Origin of the sequence: Methanothermobacter sp. EMTCatA1, from assembly GCF_002356395.1 — an archaeon.
Lineage (GTDB): Archaea > Methanobacteriota > Methanobacteria > Methanobacteriales > Methanothermobacteraceae > Methanothermobacter > Methanothermobacter thermautotrophicus.
On the sequence record NZ_AP018336.1, the window covers coordinates 247,970 to 267,867 of the forward strand.

General features: G+C 41.9%; 16 protein-coding genes. 8 read left to right on the forward strand and 8 right to left on the reverse strand.

The genetic code is table 11. From position 1 onward, the window contains the following. Nucleotides 1–2: 2 nt before the first annotated feature. From tca_RS01445 to cmr1, 5 genes are read right to left on the reverse strand one after another with little or no spacing between them, the layout of a single operon-like run. Nucleotides 3–368, reverse strand: coding sequence for a hypothetical protein (locus tca_RS01445; protein WP_286708990.1), 366 nt, complete (start codon nt 366–368; stop codon nt 3–5). Continuing rightward, on the reverse strand, nt 368–1,219 hold the full coding sequence (cmr4, locus tag tca_RS01450; RefSeq protein ID WP_286708991.1) for a type III-B CRISPR module RAMP protein Cmr4: 852 nt from the start codon (nt 1,217–1,219) through the stop codon (nt 368–370). The genes tca_RS01445 and cmr4 overlap by 1 nt, the downstream gene beginning before the upstream one ends. Then, on the reverse strand, nt 1,212–4,091 hold the full coding sequence (locus tca_RS01455) for a CRISPR-associated protein Csx11 (protein ID WP_286708992.1): 2,880 nt from the start codon (nt 4,089–4,091) through the stop codon (nt 1,212–1,214). Before tca_RS01455 ends, cmr4 begins: the two co-directional genes overlap by 8 nt. Further along, nucleotides 4,045–4,830 (reverse strand): RAMP superfamily CRISPR-associated protein, encoded by a 786-nt coding sequence (locus tca_RS01460; protein WP_286708993.1) that lies wholly within the window; start codon nt 4,828–4,830, stop codon nt 4,045–4,047. Before tca_RS01460 ends, tca_RS01455 begins: the two co-directional genes overlap by 47 nt. Next, entirely contained in the window at nt 4,827–5,567 is a 741-nt protein-coding gene (cmr1, locus tag tca_RS01465) for a type III-B CRISPR module RAMP protein Cmr1 (RefSeq protein ID WP_048060794.1), read from the reverse strand. Before cmr1 ends, tca_RS01460 begins: the two co-directional genes overlap by 4 nt. Nucleotides 5,568–5,795: 228 nt before the next feature. Here cmr1 and tca_RS01470 point away from each other — a divergent pair, with 228 nt between their 5' ends. Further along, on the forward strand, nt 5,796–6,413 hold the full coding sequence (locus tag tca_RS01470; RefSeq protein ID WP_286709258.1) for a glycosyltransferase: 618 nt from the start codon (nt 5,796–5,798) through the stop codon (nt 6,411–6,413). Nucleotides 6,414–6,423: 10 nt separating this feature from the next. Here the strand turns inward: tca_RS01470 and tca_RS01475 are convergent, their stop codons facing one another. Next, complete coding sequence (locus tca_RS01475) at nt 6,424–7,620, reverse strand: D-glucuronyl C5-epimerase family protein (protein ID WP_286708994.1); 1,197 nt, start codon at nt 7,618–7,620, stop codon at nt 6,424–6,426. 198 nt (nt 7,621–7,818) lie between these two features. Between tca_RS01475 and tca_RS01480 the strand changes: the two genes are divergently transcribed. The 7 genes from tca_RS01480 (at nt 7,819) to tca_RS01510 (ending at nt 17,039) form a co-directional block, all read left to right on the forward strand. Next, entirely contained in the window at nt 7,819–8,508 is a 690-nt protein-coding gene (locus tag tca_RS01480) for a glycosyltransferase family 2 protein (protein WP_286708995.1), read from the forward strand. A gap of 22 nt (nt 8,509–8,530) precedes the next feature. Then, on the forward strand, nt 8,531–9,496 hold the full coding sequence (locus tca_RS01485; protein WP_286708996.1) for a glycosyltransferase: 966 nt from the start codon (nt 8,531–8,533) through the stop codon (nt 9,494–9,496). Further along, nucleotides 9,493–10,938 (forward strand): B12-binding domain-containing radical SAM protein, encoded by a 1,446-nt coding sequence (locus tag tca_RS01490; RefSeq protein ID WP_286708997.1) that lies wholly within the window; start codon nt 9,493–9,495, stop codon nt 10,936–10,938. Before tca_RS01485 ends, tca_RS01490 begins: the two co-directional genes overlap by 4 nt. A gap of 202 nt (nt 10,939–11,140) precedes the next feature. After that, nucleotides 11,141–12,313 carry a glycosyltransferase family 4 protein gene (locus tca_RS01495; protein ID WP_286708998.1) on the forward strand — a complete coding sequence of 391 codons (1,173 nt, stop codon included), beginning with the start codon at nt 11,141–11,143 and terminating at the stop codon, nt 12,311–12,313. A gap of 72 nt (nt 12,314–12,385) precedes the next feature. Continuing rightward, nucleotides 12,386–13,519, forward strand: a complete 1,134-nt coding sequence (locus tca_RS01500) for a glycosyltransferase family 4 protein (RefSeq protein ID WP_286708999.1) — start codon at nt 12,386–12,388, stop codon at nt 13,517–13,519. Beyond that, the gene (locus tca_RS01505) at nt 13,516–15,600 is read left to right on the forward strand and encodes a DUF2206 domain-containing protein (RefSeq protein WP_286709000.1); all 2,085 of its coding nucleotides are present in this window, start codon (nt 13,516–13,518) and stop codon (nt 15,598–15,600) included. The genes tca_RS01500 and tca_RS01505 overlap by 4 nt, the downstream gene beginning before the upstream one ends. A gap of 239 nt (nt 15,601–15,839) precedes the next feature. Then, nucleotides 15,840–17,039 carry a polysaccharide pyruvyl transferase family protein gene (locus tag tca_RS01510; RefSeq protein WP_158296319.1) on the forward strand — a complete coding sequence of 400 codons (1,200 nt, stop codon included), beginning with the start codon at nt 15,840–15,842 and terminating at the stop codon, nt 17,037–17,039. Here the strand turns inward: tca_RS01510 and tca_RS01515 are convergent. After that, nucleotides 17,022–18,242 carry a Coenzyme F420 hydrogenase/dehydrogenase, beta subunit C-terminal domain gene (locus tca_RS01515; RefSeq protein ID WP_010875980.1) on the reverse strand — a complete coding sequence of 407 codons (1,221 nt, stop codon included), beginning with the start codon at nt 18,240–18,242 and terminating at the stop codon, nt 17,022–17,024. The two genes, tca_RS01510 and tca_RS01515, sit on opposite strands and share 18 nt — an antisense overlap. Further along, complete coding sequence (locus tag tca_RS01520) at nt 18,239–19,672, reverse strand: flippase (protein WP_010875981.1); 1,434 nt, start codon at nt 19,670–19,672, stop codon at nt 18,239–18,241. Before tca_RS01520 ends, tca_RS01515 begins: the two co-directional genes overlap by 4 nt. Nucleotides 19,673–19,898 lie beyond the last annotated feature (226 nt).

Genomic DNA, 19,898 nt, shown 5'->3' on the forward strand with positions numbered 1-19,898 from the left:
CCTCATTCCCCTGCCTTTGCATGATACAGAGAATAAATCAATGTGCGTTCAATGAGCCTCTTCATGAACAGTAATTTGTAGATATCCCGGGCAACATCTCTTAGTCTTTCACAGAACTCTTTGAAACTGTCGGGAAAACTGGATGAATTCTCCAGGAGGCACTCTCTTATTTCTGGCCTGTTTAACATATCAGTGAGTTCTTTCCTTATCCTCTTCTTTTTCTTGTCCTCTAACCAGAGAAACATTGCATAAACTCCATCTTCCTGCAAAACTCCAAGGGCTTTTCTAAGATGGTTTGCAAGATTTCTGTCGCTTTTTACATCTATTTTCTGCGCGCACTGCATGCATATATAGTCAAGGTTTAACATCAGTCCCCCACCTGTTCATCTTCAGAATGTTCTGCAGCTAATTCAAGCCTGCCGAATCCCCTTGTAACCATTCCACCTATCCCGAGATATTTAAGGTATGGTGAGACAGCCTTTAATACTTCCTTTCTCTTTTCATCTTTCTCAGCGGCAATCTCAAATCCAAAGATGGTCCCCCTGGGTATCGCCTCATAAGTGAACAATGCCCCTTCCACTGCCGTTCCGGTTTCGGGATCTATCCGTACGGATGTTCTCACCTCAAGATTGTCATTTACAATCGGAGAGAATAAATTTTCAGGTACTATGACAGCCCTTTTTATCCATCCATTTATCTCATCTGGTAAATCAACATCTTCCTTTTTTTCTGAGTCCACTTCGAAAAGTAACCAGCCAAGATTCAATCTTTCTTTCAGATCCCCTCTGATCGCATAAACCTTATTTTCATCTTCATAGCTTATTTTTTCGTCTTTTACACACCAGTAGTTAAAAAGTTGTTCTGTTGTGATCCATACTGTGCCCCTGACTGAGGAGACAGGGAAGAATAATATCTGTCCATCATAGAATCGTAGAAGACCTCTACTGTTTTCATCGCCAAAGATAGATTTAGCCTTTTCTTCTGCACATCTTCTCTTTTCTTCAGCGCTTTTATTTTTGAACTTTTTATCCGCCAGGTATGCTGTGTAGAACTCTCTTGTAACTCCTGCAATTGAGGTTCCAGGTATTTTTGGAATATCCGTCGATGGTTCCCTTACAATTGTGTTATCTGCTCTTCCCAGTCTGTAACCACCTGCCCCTATATGGACGGGGTCAAGGGCTCTTGCATATACTTTCTCAGGCTCTAAAGATCTATTCATCTTTCAGGCACCCCGTAACATGAGTGAAGAGATTGATGGTATCAAGTAAAAGCATGTTAATTGAGGAGGATATGAGGAAGAATCTGTTTTCTTCTCTTAATCCATCCCATTTATGTCCAAATGCATCCTTTAATGTTGTTTCTGCGAATATTCTGAATGTATTTTCCTTATTCGCATCTTTAACGTTTTTCCATTCCCTTAATTTTGAGGTGAGCGCCTTTTCAATGAAATTTATTTGAGAATTAGAAAGGTTGCTGGATAATAAATCCCATAATTCAAGTATTTGTGGGATCTGATGGAAGTAAAGGGGTCTTCCTGAAAACAATCTGTGATCCTCATGACCTCTCTTTTTACCCTCATAGCATATGTTGTACCTGTCGGTCGTTGCTGAGAGCAGTTCAAAGTCAAAATAGCCAGGGTAGAGGTAGAAAATTTTACCTCTGGATAGTCGTGATAGATCATCGAGGGTGTATTTTTCTCCATTCGCTGGTTTTATTGGATAAAAATTGTAATGTTCATCCAGCCTCTCTACACTCCACCAAGGATCCATAGGTGTCTGTTTTTTGAATTCTTCATCTTTGAGCATTCTTTTCTCTGCTTCGAGGAGAATGTAAAGTGGGAACTTTCTTTTCGCCACGAGAAGTTTAAGATTCAATGGCAGTTTTCCCAGCACCTTTTCGAATCTTTTATTGTATAACTCTGCTATCATTTCTATGATTTTCACTGAATCCAGAGCGGGGACTATGAATCGAAGAGATAGGGGGGATCTGTTTATTTCAATTAACGGGTAATATTTTTCGAAATAAAGATTGTCCTCAGTTTTTATTGTTTTTCCGACCTCTATCAGGTTTTTTTCTGGTTCATCCTCTGGGGCCAGATGTTTAATACCCTGTTTTAGTGCTTCTTTAACTGCTTCTTCTCCGACTTTATTCTTGAACTTGAACTTTCCAAGGGATTCTATGGTGTAAAATTCTCCGTTTCTGTCGTGAAAAACAAGAAGTGTTTCCGGATCTAACCCGCTTATCTTAATGATCAGGGAACCTTTTTCCAGCTCCTTGATATTCTTGTACTCTTCCTTTAATCGGCCTTTTAATTCATGGGTATCTATGGAAAATCCTATCCTTTTCCAGCGGTAAGCGTAAATGTCAGTTATCTTGTTAATTAGCAGGTCAAAGAATTCCTCTGTTTCTTTCCAGATCCTGTATAATCGAGCAGGGGACGGGTTCTGGGTGAAGAGATAAGTGGCAAGGTTCTCTTTATCCAGATCGGCTCCTATATTCTCTCTTATATTCTGAAAATGCGATTGAAGGGAACTTTTATTTAGACCTATCTCTTCTTCGAAGAAAGTATCTAATAATTTAGCTGCTTTCTCCTCATTTGAATCTTCATTTTCCAATATATAATTTAGTATCTTATAAACATGATCCTTGGTGGCTTCAATTGGACCATTTAGAACACTATTTGCATTTTTCTTTACATTTTTCTTTTCCCACTTCTTGCTGTGTTTCCAGTCCTTGTAGGTCTGTGAATAGATGGTTCCGGCCATTGTCCCGTCAAACCATTTATCAAGGTCAAAGTTTAAGGCAATTAAGGCAATCCTGTTGTTTTTATCTGCCACCTCATCTATCCAGATAGTGTTTTCTTTTTTGTTACTCCAGTTTGCCAATCTTCCCTGTATTCTTTCACTGCAAATCTCACATCTCTCTTTCTCAATGGGTTTTGCCCTTAACCTGCAAAGGGGGCAAATATCTTCTCCTTCCTGGGGGGTTGGCATCTCTGGATTATCAGCTATTATCTTTTTTTGTTTTTTATCGATAAAAAGGGCGGGGGTTATTTTCGGGTAAGCACCTCTGGAGGATGCGAATTTAAGTTCACTGGCAAGTACTGTAAGCGTCTTTGAGGGTTTGCTCAAAGTGAAAAAAGGCCACAATTCATTTTCACTCTCTTCTAAAACAATCTCACAAGCTTCTTTCGCGCATTGATTTGCGAGTTCTTCCGCCCGCTCAAACTCCGGGAAGGTGAAACAGATCCCGTTTATGTCTTCATAGATTGAATTTCCAACTGGAATCTCATCCTCAAACTTTCCTTTTAGTTTTTCTTTTATCCTCTCAATGATTTCCTTTCTTGCTTTAATTTCTGCAATTTTCCTCCCTTTGTTTATGAATTCTATTCCATTCCAGAATATTCCGAATATCCTCAATTCTGGATCTTTTATATCTGCTCCGCAAAGCTTTGCTACCAGAAGAGACTTAAACCGGGATGCAGTTGAGTATGAATGATCCCATAGAGTGACATCATTGGATGGAATTCTTGTCTCTCCAAGGCCATGAGAAAAAAACACCTGGGCTTCTTTCATTAGCATCCTTCTAAAAAGGCTTAAATTCACAACTCCGGAGATGTAATCTTTAAAAAGTCTTACCAGGAGGGTCTGCAGATCATCAAACTCTTTCTGGAGACAATTCAGATGGATTTTTTCTTTAGGGTAACCAAATGGTGATGATATAACAGTATCCGTTATGGACTGTTTTCTCCTTACAATACCCTTGTCATCCGCGGAATCTTTACGGTCACATCCTTGTAAAACGTTATTTTTTCTATGATGTTCGCTGATAATGTTGTATATTCTTATTGACTCACCATTAATCGCTTTTAGAGCTGATATCAGTTCTGTTTTCAAAAAATCATCAATATTTGCATGAAAGAATCTAGGGGGCGTCTTCTCTATAGAGTTGGTCCCGATAAAATCTGGATGGAGTTTGCCGATGTCATGGAGCAGGGCTCCTATTTCTCCTAGCAATACTTCTTTTCTTCTTTTTCTGATATTTTTAATGTTGCTCATACCCATAACCATCCAAAATCTCTGATAGCTCATGCAGGTTTGAGAAATTCTTAGAGACACCTCCTCTCATCCACAACTTTCCTTTCAGTTGCTTTTCTATTATCCCGAATCCAGATGTTCTTTTTGCCGAAAACCCGCAGGTATAGAACATTAATTTTAAAGCTTCCGCGATAAGTTTCAGATCCTCTTTAATCTCATCTCCAAAATTTTCGTTTCCCGGATAAGGGACGTAGAGAAGGTAGAAATCTCCTTGGGCGCCTGGTTTCATAACTTCAAGAGGTATTGGCCCCCTCGCCGGAGTCCGGGTCTCTCTTTTTAATGGTGTTATCACATCATTTTCTGCCCCGTCTTTGAAAAAAGTAGGGAAAAAATAAAGTCTGCCTTTTATCATGTCCTCGCTATCAGGATTTGAACCAAAAAGTCTTATGATAATGGGATTTTTGGGGCCCATTAATTTTGTGGCTGCGAATCTAAGGTTCCCCTTCCATGTGGATGGTCTCACCATGGGGAGACCTGTGAACTGGTCCCTCACAATGAGGTTTTCTGAAAATTTTGATTCACCTCTACTCGTGTAGGGTTTCTTAAGAGTGAACTGGAATCCGATGAGAACTGAGTTCATGGGAAGATAATTCAGATCATCGGGGGAGGGATAAAATGTTTTGAAGTCATCTTTATGATCACCAGCCACAGCATCCATAATCTTTCTTTTTGGTTCTTCGATTCTACCCTCTTTTTCATGAAGATAGAAGTCATATACCCCATCTAAATTCAAATAAGCCCCCCTAAAACTTCTTCTCCAGTCTTTGCTTCTTCACCTGCACATTCACAGAGTCTGGGATATTCATCTTCATTTGCATAGGCAAAAAGTCGACTTCCTGGTGGATCTTTGTTGAAGTAACGCTTACCCCTATTACTGGACCCCTTCAGGAAGCGGCAATCATTTTTGAGCCTCTTTACGAGCTGGAAGTTTGGGTTTTTAATAAAAATGAATCTTTTTAAATTGGGGTTATCAACGTGGGGACCCTCCCTTCGGAGGTAACCCTGCAGCATTGATTTCTCAAGTGTGAAATCACGAAGGTCATTTTCTTTTATCTTTATGATACCGTACTTCCTATGGGCAAGTTTGCCTCCGATGGCACCGTAATTTTCTATTATACTTAATGTTTTATTGAGGAGGGCTAACTCCACATCTTCCATTCTTCTAAGTTCAGTGATCTGTACTTTGAGGGTCTTATCTGATTCTTCACGGGATCGGAATATGAACTTTCTGGACCAGCCACTGCATCCGAATAGTTCACAGGCATCGCAGTGTAACCTTTCTTCACATGGTGGACCCTGTGAAGGATCGCAGGCAGTCCCTCCGACGCCCCTGATAAGTGCTTCATACCACCATCTGAGACTTCCTATGAGTCCAGTATCTCTTATAACTTCTGATCTTCTTTCAGGGCCCCCTGTGAATATCTCATTTAAAATCTGGAGTTCAATATTGAATGTTCTGGGTCCTCCCATGGAACACCCCCTCATTATTATTTATTCACATGTATTTAAGATTTTTCCTGTGGAAGGTATGAGAGGGCTATCAATTCCAGAGCATTTATTACCCGGTGGAATGAAAGAAGTAGTCACCAGAAAGTGGAGCCACATCATGATATCAGTGATATGTGTCTACAATGACCGGGATATTCTTAATAGATTTCTCTGAGGAATCTCAGGAAATCATCTGATGAATATGAGCTCATTCTCCTGGATAACACGGGGGGCAGGTTCAGATCAGCGGCTGAGGCTCTCAATCATGGTGCGGTGATGGCATCGGGTGATGTTTTTATATTCACCCACCAGGACGTTGAGGTTTCACCGGAGGAACTCCGCCAGATGGAGTCCTATTCAGAATCTAATGAGGAGCTGGGGGTGGCCGGCGCTGCCGGTGTTTCCGCCCCATTCAGGGTGTTCTCAAACATGAAACATGGGGATCCGCCGGTGAATGTGGGGAGGAGGATAAATGGACCCGTTAAAGTCCAGACCGTGGATGAGTGCCTCTTCATGGTCCCTGCTGATGTTTTCAGGAGATACAGATTTGATGAGGAGACATGCACCGGATGGCACCTTTACGCTGTTGATTACTGCCTCACGGTGCTTGCGAAAGGGTATGATGTCTGTGCCATACCTGTAAGTGCGTACCATGGATCACCTGGTTATTCCATCTCGGAAGATTACTATAGCACCATGGAACTCATAATCAGGAAACACCGTACCCCCATCATCTGCACATCCCTTGGATTCTACACTCCATATATACCAATGGCAATTCAAAGGGGTTTCAGGGAGTTCCTTATAAGAAGATCCATAAAAAGGTAAAATTTTGGGATTATATCCTTTCAGGTTTGAGTCCCTTCCTCTTAAGGTAACGATTCCATCTCAGTGCAATACTCCGATAGTAGCTGTCACCGGTTGCCTTCCACAGACTGTTTGCAAGCTGCACATGGAGCCTGTGGTAGCCCTCACTTGCCAGCCAGGCCGGCCTGTAGGACCCCCCATCCACGGCATAGTAGGTCCAGCGGCCACTGTCGAACCTCCGGTGCATTGCCCTGAAGGTTGAAACACCCTCCCTGAAGAGCATGAGGGCCCTGGTGTTCCCGGTATAGGTGTATGCCCTGTGGAGTCCCAGGGTACATATGGGGTGGGCGTTCAGTATGTAGTGCTGCCTCATGAGGTTGTAGTGGAGGTAGAAGTTTCCGTACTTGGTTGATTTAACAGGGCCTGCTGGTGCCCTGAAACTGTTTATGAGGGCATCTGAGATTTTAAGGTATTCAGGGTCACCTGTGAGCCTGTATGCCCTGGCGTAGTGGCCGGCCAGGTTTCCCTGGGCGAAGCTGTCAAGCCACCCTGCCCCGGAACCACAGTAGTCAAAGTACATGGGGAAGACAGCGTACTTCATACCCCTGTAGGTCCTGAAGCTCACCATCAGTTTCTGCTCATCAAGGATCTCCAGGAACATGCTATCATTGCTTGCACCTGCAAGGTTTGATGTGAGTACAGGGTAGATGTTCCATCCCCTGTATTTGTAGTAAATGAAGGGGAGGCTGCTCCTGTACTCTGATGGGAATTTCCTGTAGTATGATGACCTGTTCCCGAATACGATGGCGACGTAACTATTTGATGGTGACAGGCTGCGTGAGAAGTAGGCGTTGTTGGCCTGTATGGTCTTTATCTCGATGATCTTCTCATCACTCCTGAGGGGCCTCTTTGCCTTGATCCTCTGGAATACACCCACAGCGTAGCCGGCATCGATGTAGGCGACATAGTGGCGCCTGTCACCGGTACGCCTGTACCTGGAGTAGAGGCTGCTGCGGATCTCCCGGTTCTTCTTGAGGGCATCTTCTAGGAGTTTGCTGTAATTGTCGAGGTAGTATGACCTGTTGAGGTGGTTCTCAAGGGTTACCGATGCATTCTGGTTGCTGCTGTTCTCCAGGAGCTGGGTGCTGGTTACCTCCTGGGGGTCATCCGCATATGCCGGTGATATGAGTACGGCTGCAAGGACAGCTAATAGAAATATATTCCTCATAGGACAATATATATTCAGGAATGCATAAGTAACTTCAAATCCCCTGTTAATGAGATCCCTGCGTCAATTAACAGTACCTGAAGCTTGAACATTTATTACATATCAACGAGGTCTTTATGTAGATAAATATTTAAGAGAGGTTCATTTAACAATGTTAAAAGTAGAATATCGTGTGCTCAGAGATTTGAAGTGATTATCATGATCATATCTGTCGTAATACCAGCCCTCAACGAGGAGGGTGTTGTTGGTAAAACAGTCAGGTCTGTCCCTGTGGATGAACTCAGGGCAAGAGGATTTGATGTGGAGATACTTGTTGTGGACAACGCATCCGAGGATAACACCGCCAATGAGGCCAGGGAGGCCGGTGCAAGGGTTGTGAGGGAAGATAATAGAGGTTATGGTAACGCCTATAAGAAGGGTTTCAGGGAGGCCCGCGGTGACATCCTGGTTATGGGTGACGCTGACCTCACCTATCCCTTTGAGATGATACCAGAATTTGTTGATGAGATAATGAGGGGATACGACTTTGTGATAGGTGACCGCCTGAACGGTATGATGGAGGATGGTGCAATGCCGGCCCTCCACAGATACATAGGCAACCCCATGCTCTCAAGGATGCTCAACGTCCTGTTCAGGAACCCCATCAGGGATACCCACTGTGGTATGAGGGCCTTCACGAGGGAGGCCCTTGAGAGGATGGACCTCCGGGCTCCAGGGATGGAGTTTGCCATTGAGATGGTTATAGAGGCCTCTGAAAAGAACCTCAAGATCAGGGAGATACCCATCCCCTACAGGAAGCGTGGAGGCGAGGCCAAACTCCACTCCTTCAAGGACGGCTGGAGGCACATAGATTACATGCTGAAGAGGAAGTTCTTTGGAGCATATTAGGATCCTCTCTAAAGGTGTTACCTTGAAGACAGTATCAGTTGTTATACCAATGAGGAATGAGGCCGAGATTCTCGAGCGCTGTCTTGAGGCAATGGAGAATCTTAACTATCCAGAGGATCTCCTTGAAATTGTGATAGTGAATGATGGGTCGACAGATAACACATCCGAGCTCATCAGGAATGGGGACTGGTCATTCAATTACCAGTACATTGAGACGAGTGGTGTTGGTGTATCACGGGCTCGTGATATAGGGTTCAGAAGTGCTAGTGGGGATTTTATAGCATTCACCGACGCAGATTGCGTTGTTGATGAAGACTGGATATTGAAGTTACTGGAGCCCTTTGAAGACGATGTGGCTGCAGTTGGAGGACCAAACCTGACTCCAGAGGATGACGAGCCCTTCGCAAGATGTGTTGGCCTTGCGCTTTCGTTCCTCAGCAAACCAGGAGCTAGATATGCCTATGAGGGTTCAAAAATAAGGGAAATACATCACAACCCAACCTGCAATGTCATGTACCGTAAGGATGTGCTTGAGGAGGTTAATGGATTTAACCATGACCTCGTCACAACTGATGATGAGGAACTGGACTACAGAATAAGGCAGAGAGGATACAGAATTCTGTATACTCCATTTGCAAGGGTTAAACACTACAGGAGGCCCAACTGGAAGAAGTTCATGAGGATGGCATACTATTATGGCCTTGGCAGGATGCAGTCAACAAAGTTACATCCTGATATGGCCCGCTGGTTCCACTTTGCACCGGTCTTATTTATACTGGCGATCATATCCCTTGCGGTACTCTCATTTTTCAATGAGATTTTCATGGTGATACTGGCATCATTAGCACTGCTTTACATTGCCGGTGTCTTTATGGTTTCAATGGTATATACAAGGAAGTCAGAGTGCGCTTTATTAACGTTTTTCATGCTTGTGAATGTCTGGATCTTATTATATGGAGTTGGAATGATGAGAGGTGTTTTCAGGTGAAAATTTATCTTTTGAATCCTCCTTATATGCCACATTTTGGACGTGGAATGAGGTGGCAGGATACTGGACGAGGCGGGACACTCTATTACCCCATATGGTTATCATATGCCGCCGCTTTACTAGATAAATACTATCAAATCAAACTTGTGGATGCGCCTGCATGGAATTGGGATAAAAAGGACGTACTAAAAGATATAGAAAAATTCAAACCGGAGCTAATAATAATAGACAGTAGCTTTCCCAGTCTCAATAATGACGTCAAAATCGCAGAGTACATAAAAAGAAACTATAATAGCAAGATTGTCCTTGTAGGGCCCCCAGGATCTCAGTTCCCAGATAAGATACTTCAAAGTCATGGTGTGGATATCGTTACAAGATATGAATATGATTTCACCCTCAAGGAATTGGCGGAGAGATTAGATTCATCACAAGACATATCATCAGTAAGGGGGATATCATATAAGGAAAATGGTAAAATCATTCATAATCCCGAGAGGGAGTTTTCCACATCAGAAGACCTTGAAAAAATACCATTCGTCTCAAAAATTTATAAGAAGTATCTCAACATTGAAGATTATTTCCTGGGAAGCTCACTTTACCCGGAAGTTCAAATCTTTACTGGTCGAGGATGTCCATTTCAATGCACATTCTGCTCATGGCCTCAAACGCTCATGGGGAGAAAATACAGGGTAAGAAGCATAGAAAACGTTCTTGATGAGCTTGAATGGATAGAAAAGAACCTGCCACAAGTAAAAGAAGTGTTCTTTGAAGATGATACCTTCACCGTTGATAGACAGAGAGTTAGAGATTTCTGTGATGCTTACATTGAAAGGGATCTCAGGGTGACATGGGCTTGTAATGCAAGGGTTGGACTAGACTATGAAACCATGAAGAAAATGAGGGAGGCGAACTGCCGCCTTTTGATTACTGGATTTGAATCGGGAAATGATGAAATATTAATAAATATAAAAAAGGGCATTACAGTTAAAGATATAAAGCGTTTTTCAGAAGATGCAAAAAGGGCGGGGTTGCTTGTTCATGGAGATTTTATCATTGGACTTCCAGGCGAAACGCGCGAAACAATACGAAACACAGAGAAACTTATAAGTGAGATAAAACCTGACATACTACAAGTCTCAGTCGCATCACCATTTCCAGGTACAGAATTTTACGAATGGTGCCTTAGAAATGATTATCTTGTGACAAGCAACCCCAATGAGTATCTTGACAAGAACGGACACCAAAAGTCAATAATCAGATACTCCGAAGTTAAAGAAGATGAGATAACAGAAGAGGTCAACAGAATATTGAAAGATTACTATCTCTCATTTTCCTACGTTAAGATAGCATTAAATCAAGTGTTAAGGAAGAATGGATTGTATGAACTTCGAAGATTATTATATTCCGCTAGAATGTTTTTAAGATACATTGGAGGTCTATGAACTACTCATGGTTTTGGCATACTTCTATCCTACGGAGGAGGTGCAGAATTTTACATGCTCATAGCTAAACCTTCAGAAGAACATGAAAAATTATCCAATTCCTTAAGGAAAATAGCAAGTGCAGGTTAGCACGCAACTAATAACTTGTAACAATTATGCCTATCTTCATGAGCGAGGAAATAAGCAAAGGGGGTTCAGTTCAGTGGAGATAAATTATTTTATAACTCATTTCCCGTATAAGACTAATTTTCTTAATAAAAGTTATTTCACTCAATACAAGCATGGAGGCGCTGAGGTAGCAGCTTACTATTTAGCTTTAAATATGGCAAAATATAATAATATCAAGGTATTTACAACTTCTATCAAATCCAAAGATTCATTGGAGGAGTATAGAGGCCTTCAAATACATCGTTATGCTACAATTACTAATAATATTTCGTTGAAATTATTCATGGAGCCCTTGAATTATGATGCAGATATTGTTCATGCACATTTCAGCACCCCTCCCGCTGAAATTGCTGCTATCTTATATGCAAAGAAGAAAAAGATACCATTTGTATTAACCTATCATGGGGATTGGCAGGAAGGTTTTGGGAGCATCACTCGGAGAATACCGTTATATTTTTATAATAAATTCTTAATCCAAAGAGTTTTAAATTCTGCGGATGTAATTATTGCACCCTCTAAATATTACATTAACGAATCGAGATTTCTCAAAGGGTACAAGGGTAAAATAGTAGTAATACCAAATGCCATAAATATAGAAGATTTCAAAATTCCTTTGAAAAAAGAAGAATGCAGACAGAAACTTGATTTACCTCACGATAAAAATATCATTTTATTTTTAGGGAACTTAATTCAATATAAGGGGCCCGATATTCTAATAAATGCTATGAAATTAGTATTGGAGAGAGTTCCCGATACTGAATTAATAATAGTAGGGGATGGGCCAATGAAAAGGGAACTTAAAAAGTTATCAAAAGCGTTAAACATTGAAAAAAATATAAGATTTGCTGGATTCATTGGTAATACTTTTAGAAAAGCGTTATATTATAAAGCTTCCGATATTTTCTGTTTGCCCTCAACTATGAGCACTGAATCATTTGGTATTGTGAATCTAGAGGCAATGGCTTGTGGTTTACCAGTTGTAGCTTCCAAAATTGGTGGAATTCCAGATATCATCAAAAATGAGGAAACCGGTTTATTAGTACCCCCCAGAAACCCACATGCATTAGCAGAGACCATAGTATATTTACTAAATGATAAAAAGCTCAGAGAACGAATGAGTTCAAAGGGTGAAAGGATCATTGAAGAAGAATATAGTTGGAACAAAGTTGCTAGAATGACTGAAGAAGTCTATACTGATTTGCTTTAGCCGAATTAAATTTTAAGAGGTTGTTAAAGAATGAAATTATGTTTTATTTCAACTCTTTACCCTCCAAACGTGATGGGAGGGGCAGAAATTGTAGTTCAAAAAACTGCAGAGATTTTATTGAAAAAAAACCATGAAGTTAGCGTAGTAACAACTAGCAAAAGCGGAGAACTCCAAAATGAAATTGTTGATAATGTCCATATACACAGATTGCCACTAAATATTTATCCTATTACAGAATTCCATAAACAAAATATCCTAAAGAGAGCATTATGGCACATTATAGAATTATCTAATGTAAATGCTTATTTAAAGGTCAAAGAAATTTTAAAAAATGAAGCACCTGATTTGGTCCATATACATGATTATAAAGGCTTATCTCTCCTTTCTTTTAAAGCTGTGAAAGATCTTAATTTGCCTTTGGTTTTTACTGCACATGACTACACACCAATATGTGTAAGGAGCAATCTTTTGAATGGAAAAGGCAGAGTATGTGAAAAACCAAGGTTAGCATGCGAAAAATATATTAATATTCACAAATTTATTAATCCAGACGTGGTTACAGCGCCTTCAGAATTTACTTTAAAAAAATTAGAATCAAAAGGATTATTCAATGATGTTAAAAAGATTGTTCTTCCAAACCCAATTGAAACGAGAAAAAAACCATTAGCGAAATATTATGACAACCTTGATATTCTATTCGTTGGTTCATTGTCAAAGCATAAGGGGTTGCACATACTTATCAGAGCATTTAAAGAACTTAAAGAAGATAACCTCAGACTCCATATCATTGGGAAGGGTCCGGATGAGGGTGGACTTAGAAAACTCGCTGAGGGTGATGAGAGGATAACATTTCACGGTTTTCTGAGCGGTGATGAACTTATGAATATGTACAGAATGGCCAATGTCACAGTTGTGCCTTCCATATGGTATGAGGTCTTTGGCATGATTATATTGGAAAGTTTCATTAATTCAACGCCAGTAGTTGCAAGCAGGATAGGTGGTATCCCTGAACTCGTCAAGGATGGATATAATGGCTTCCTCTTTGAACCAGGAAGTGTTAATGGACTCAAGAGTATTCTTGGAAAAATCTCAGATGATCCATCCATACTTAAAGAACTTGAAAAGAATGCATATGAGTCTTCCAGGGGGTACAGCATCGAAAATCACGTGAAGAAACTTGAGGAGATCTACAGGGGATTGTTATGAGAAAGGACATACTCTACATACTACTTTTACTTTTGATCACGGATCTATCAATCATTGCAGATATTCCTGTTTTAAGGCAGTCCTTACCCTTCATATTCTTCACAATTATTCCAGGGTATTTACTGGTTGGTATTCTGAAGTTCAAGTTTGAACTGATCGAGGGCTCCATCATTGCAGCAGCTCTCAGCATATTTCTTATGATGATAACCGGAGTCATAATAAACAGCTTTTATCCTATCATAATGAAGCCACTTTCACTCCTACCCCTACTTTCATCCATTAATCTGCTCATCATTGCATTGATGTTGATTTATCATTTGAGGGGTGAAGAACCGTTAAACCTTAAAGCTTCAGGTAACCTCTCCGCGGCACTTTCATCCCTCATTTTTCCTGTCTTAACGGTTATTGGATCATACCTCATGAATAAATATTCTGTTAACACAGTTCTATTACTTGTTTTGCTGTTTATACCAGTTTACATAATTCTTTTGGAAGTTTTCAAGAAAAAGATCGGGCCAGCAACATATCCAGTAGCTATATTCAGCATCTCCCTATCCCTTCTTATCATGAATGGTCTGCCATCAAATTATCTCATTGGTAGGGACATACACTGGGAGTTCTATTTATTCAGAAAGGCTCTTATGGCCCATCACTGGGACATGCACGTTGAACCATATAGTGCATACAATGCCTGTCTCTCTGTCACGGTTCTACCGGTAATCTACAAGGTGCTCCTTAACGTCCCAGCGGTTTACATCTTCAAGTTCTATTATGGATTTATAGGCGCCCTCATGGCACTCTCAGTTTACCTGATATCAGAGAGGATACTCAAAAGGAGTGATTATGGATTCTATACCACTCTTCTATTCATCTTCCAGTTCTCGTTCATCTACATACTTGGATGGTGCAGACAGCTTGTAGCCCTCCTTTTCTTCGCTGCAGCCGTCATGGTCCTCACAAGGGATATGAGGCGACCCCATAAGAAACTCCTGTTCGTGGTTTTCATGGTCGGGACTGTTCTATCACACTACACGACGGCCTATGTCTTCTTTTTCCTCGTGGCACTCACACCCCTCCTGGTTAGGGTCATGAAAAGACTTAAGGTCCCTGATGACTCCAGGGGGTTCTTCGCAGCATCCCTTGCAGTTCTGTTCTTTGTGGTTGTATTCGCATGGTACGCCCAGGCCACAGGAGCCCCATTTAAATCAGCAGTCTCATTCTTTACAGAGACCCTGAGGAGCATGTCTGAATTCTTCAGCGCTGATATGAGGAACAACTCTGAACTTGCAATTTTGGGGATAGGAATCTCAAATTTCCCAAACCTTCTGAGCACCCTTGTCCATGACACAGTCTTTGCACTGATCGGTGCAGGTGTGCTTGCAGTTATTTTTAAGGAGGAGTACCGTCAGGGGAGGGAATACCTTGCAGCTGTCATTATCTGTATGGGGATCCTTGTAGCATTCATTGCTCTTCCCTTTGTCTCAAAGGGTTATGGGGGGACCCGGCTCTTCACCCAGTTACTTGTGATACTAGCCCCTCTGTTTATTACTGGTATTGATGCGTTGACGGGTTTCATAGGAAGGGAGAGTTGGAGGATCCCATCAATCATTGTACTCCTTATCCTGCTCTTCTCATGCACAACCTATCTTAACTATCATTTCTCAGGGATACCTTACTCCTATGCCTATGATGATGCTGGTGAGAGACGTTATGAGACGTTCATCTATGATAGTGAAGTTACCGGTGCTCTATGGCTTAGCAACCATTACAATGAAACTTCAGTGATACACGGCGACAAAATGATATACTCAAGGATAATATACGGTTTCAGTACTTATCCTAGGGTAGATAGGGAATTCTTCAATGGGACAGATACAGAAACTGGCGGTTACGTATATCTGACACACTTCAATTTATATCAACGTCTCGTATTTCTGGATTATCCCTTAGCACCTCCCCGCGTTGTTAATGGGGCTCTTAAGTTGGATAATGTTGAATCGATTAATAATTACAAGGATCTGATTGTTAATATGAGCACAATTTATGATAACGGAGGATCAAGGGTTTTAATAGTCGCATGATTTTTTGTATCTGGTAAAATCGGGCTTTGTAAAAATATAAGTGATTTTCTTTTGTTTTATTTTTGGCTTGGCTAAGGTTAGGGAGCAGTAGAATTCTTTAGGAACAAATACTGAGGATTCCTCATGTGAACTTCCATTCTACATTTAGATTAGGATTCGAAAGGAGATTATATAAACTTCAAAAAGTAATGTATCGATGATACAATCGTTTATGGGATCTTAAGGAGGAGGCGAATTTGGTGAAATTCTTGGTTTTGGGTGTCAATAAAGATAACAAAGGCAATGAAGCCCTTGTGAAGTCAACCGTTGCAACAATAAAGTCCTTGATTGAAAATTGCAATTTTGTGTTTGTGGGTGTTAGAAATGAAAAGATTAAAGTTGATAATTCCTATTATTCTGTTTTAGAAAACCCCACTTATGAAATGAGTTTAAAGAAACCTTTAATGGTTTTGGGATCATTATTCCTACTTCTAAAAATTTTTCTATTTAAAAGGTTAAAAATGGAGATGAAATTTGAAAATAATATTATTTTAAAAAATATTCAGGAAGCCGATGTTTTAATTAACACTGGCGGCGACCATCTCTCGGGGGAATATGGAAGGTCGATTATAATAACACTTGTTAATCTTCTGTACGCCATTCTCTTAGATAAACCTGTTGTATTGTACTCTGAGAGTTTGGGCTATCCTAAAAATAGATGTCTTGGATTCCTGCTAAATTATGTTCTCGAAAGGTCTTCTTTAATATTAGTAAGAGAACCCAAATCCTATGAATATCTTCAGAATAGTTTAAAATCAAAAAATTATTACCTAACAGCCGATTCGGCATTTTTATTGAATCCTTCTTCAAGGAACCAAAAAAACGAAAATGATAACCATGTCATAGGTTTTAATGTGAGCCCCTTAATAACAAATTTTGCTAAATCTCTTGATATTCTTAAACTATCCATAGATACAATCGATTTCCTCCTTAAAAACAAGAATGTGAATGTTTTACTGGTTCCCCATGTATACGGTGAGGACTCTGACCTTAAGATCCTCTCTAAAATTTATGAACATTTTGATTCAGAGAGGCTTTTACTTATAGATAAAGAATATGATGCCGAGGAACTTAAATCAATTATAGGTCAGTGTGATCTCTTCATAGGCGCCAGGATGCATGCAACCATTGCAGCAACCTCAATGTTCGTACCCACCGTTGGGATAGCATACAGCCACAAGATGCATGGTATCATAGGCGAGATGCTAGGCCTGGAAGATTATATTATAGATATCGAGGATCTCAACTCTGAAATCTTAATAGAGAAGACATTAAAGGCATGGGAGAACCGGGAGGAAATACAGGACCACCTCAGAAAGGTCATCCCTGAGGTTAAAATGAAAGCATGGAAGAATGGAGAGCTTGTTAAGGAACTATGCGACTCACTTGGAATCTCCTAAAAAATCCATTCTTGCCTTTAGAGCTACAATCATAGAATAGAAAAAGATATACCTCCTTTTAATGGTCCATGGGATCTTCAACCGTGATGGTTCAAATGATAGGATGATTCTGTCAATGAAATCTATCTCAGGAAAACTCCCATTATACATGGACCTTCTGCACAACTTTTTCTTCATGTAAATATTATATATCTGTGAGAGGAGTGCCTTTTCAGGTTTAATCTTATCCATCTCACATATACCACCTTTCAGGATTCCGGCGAACTTCTCAGGCCATTTTCTAATGATTACAAGTGTCCTCCCTTTCTTTTCGTCTTTGAGTTCCTTGAGCCAGGGATCTGCAAAGGAGATGTCTGAGAGTTCTGCCATATGATCAGCGCATAGCCTGCATCTCTCAGGCATGAATAACTGCCCGAACCCGGATCCCCAGTACTCAGGTAGTAGTAGTAGGTCACCTGATTCTGTTTCAACCCTCAGACTCCCGGGCCAGCCCTCACCACGGTACCTTATGGACTTAACGTCCCCTGGATCAACACCAAGCCTTTCAAGGAGAAACTCCGTCGCCCTGAAACTTGGTGCATGATTGCAGACAATCCCCAGATGATAAACTATCCTCTCCCTCAGTTTTCTGCTGATCACCTCAGCCTTCCGCACCCCATGGATGTGGCAGGGCAGACCCACAACAGCGTACCTCCCCGGCACCTCAAGTATTTCTTTGAGGGCAACGTTGGCGGGTACGGGACAGTACTTGGATCCCCTGCTCTCGATGATCTCCGAAGGCGTCCTTGCAATGAAGGGTTCAGGTTCAAGGGGCCTCTCGGGATTCATACGGGTCACAAGGGCGCCATCGATGAGGCCCTCCTCCAGTAGATAAATCAGGATCTGGCTTATCATACCACCGGAGGACGCACCATACCTGAGTTCATCATCACGGCTGTGGGCAATGTAGCACTCCTCATAATTACCCATCAGCATATCATCAGGTTCCCTTCCAAAAACCCTCATGTTGAGGTCAGTGAAGTCAACCCCCACTCCGGGGCAGACCCTCAGGCAGACACCACATCCATCACACTCACCATCAACAAGGGGTTCATAGACACCCCTATCATGATCTATTCTCATCACAACACTCTCAAGGGGGCACATCGCCGCACAGGTTCCGCAGCCAGTGCAGAGGTCCCCAACGTCGCCGACATTCTTCATGTATTCCTCCCCAGAAGGTTCATTAAAAGGGCCCTGTCCTCCTCTCTGAACTCACGCAGAAGGATGAGGGATATGAGGTAGATTAAAGCTGCTGCGCCTATCACCAGCAGCAGGTTGATCTCCCTGAGGGGGTAGATCATCAGGGCCATGAGGGCTGATGCTGCAGCAGGTTTGATGAACTCCCGGTTCAGCTTCACATCCCCATGGGCTTTACCTATATAGTAGAGGAAGAGGATGTAGAGGAGGAGCTCAGAAAGCACCGTTGCAGCAGCAGCGCCGATATAACTGTAGTATGGTATGAGTATCATATTAAGGACTATGTTGAAAGCTGCACTTATACCAACACTAAGCATCCGGTACCCTTGCCGGTCAATGGAACTCAGAAGGGTCCCTGTTATGGTACTCACAAGCCGTATCGGGATGAAGAGTGCGAGTATCTGGAATGCAGGCACCGCTCCAGAGTATCCGCCGGCATAGAAAAGGCCTATGAATCTATCTGCAAGGACTAGGCATCCTGCAGCAACAGGGAAACCGGCGATTGCAAGGTACCTCGAGGATATCCTTGTGAAGCCACTCAGCGACCCGGCATCCTCCCGGAAGTACCTTGACATGACCGGGTAGACCGCTGCAGACACCATACCAGCCACGATCATGCTGAGGGCCAGAAGAGGGTTGTAGGCAGCATTGTAGATACCCACCGCAACGTCATCCCTGAGAAGGCCGAGAAGAACAGTGTCAATCTTAAAAAAGAAGACTGCGAAGAGTGAATTGAGACCGAAGGGCAGACCCATCAGGAGTAGTTTCTTCTGGAGCCCAGTATCAATGGATCTGGAAGGTCTTATGAACCTTCTGAAGCTCAGGGATGCTGCAACAGCAATATCCAGTATCCCTGCAAATACATAGACCCAGGCAACGACCATCAAACCGTACCCCATGATGAGCACACCCAGTCCCAGGGTTACTATGAACAGCCTCTCTATGATCTGGAAGAGTGCAACGTACTCCATCCTCTCCCAGGCCTGGAAGAGTGACAGGTATGTGCCTGAAACCGTTAAAAGAATATTGTAGATTCCAAAGAGATACAGGAGGATCGATGCATCACTAGACAGGTTAAAGGTCCACGCCAGGACGGCGATGAGGACGAATGTGAGGATTGAGAGGGGTATCTTCAGGAACACGGCATTGTTAACATAGTATGATGAAAGATCCCTTTCACGTGCAATCTCCCTTACGAGGAGCTGGTTAACCCCGAGATCGGTGAAGGTTACAAGTAGTGTTGTGAGGGAGAATGCGAAATTATATTTACCGAAACCGGCCTCTCCCAGGAACCTTGCAAGGTATATCATGAATACAAATGACATTAGGGCTGTTAATATCTGGGCACTCCCGGTAACACCGATGTTCTTGACTATCCTCTGGACCTGGTTCATATTTTAGCACCTGAAACATGATTAAAGCAGATACAGACTCTGGCTATCCTGAAGATAAACTGGGAACGGTGCGGATCACAGTCGCCATTCAGTATCTGAAGTATAAAAGCTGTCGCATCATATCTCTGGCTTTTCATTAATATAACTGTTCATGGCCTTTTGGGGATCCTTCATCCCTGGGCCTCAATGACCCTCTCAGCGGCAGACCCTAACCTCTAAGATTATA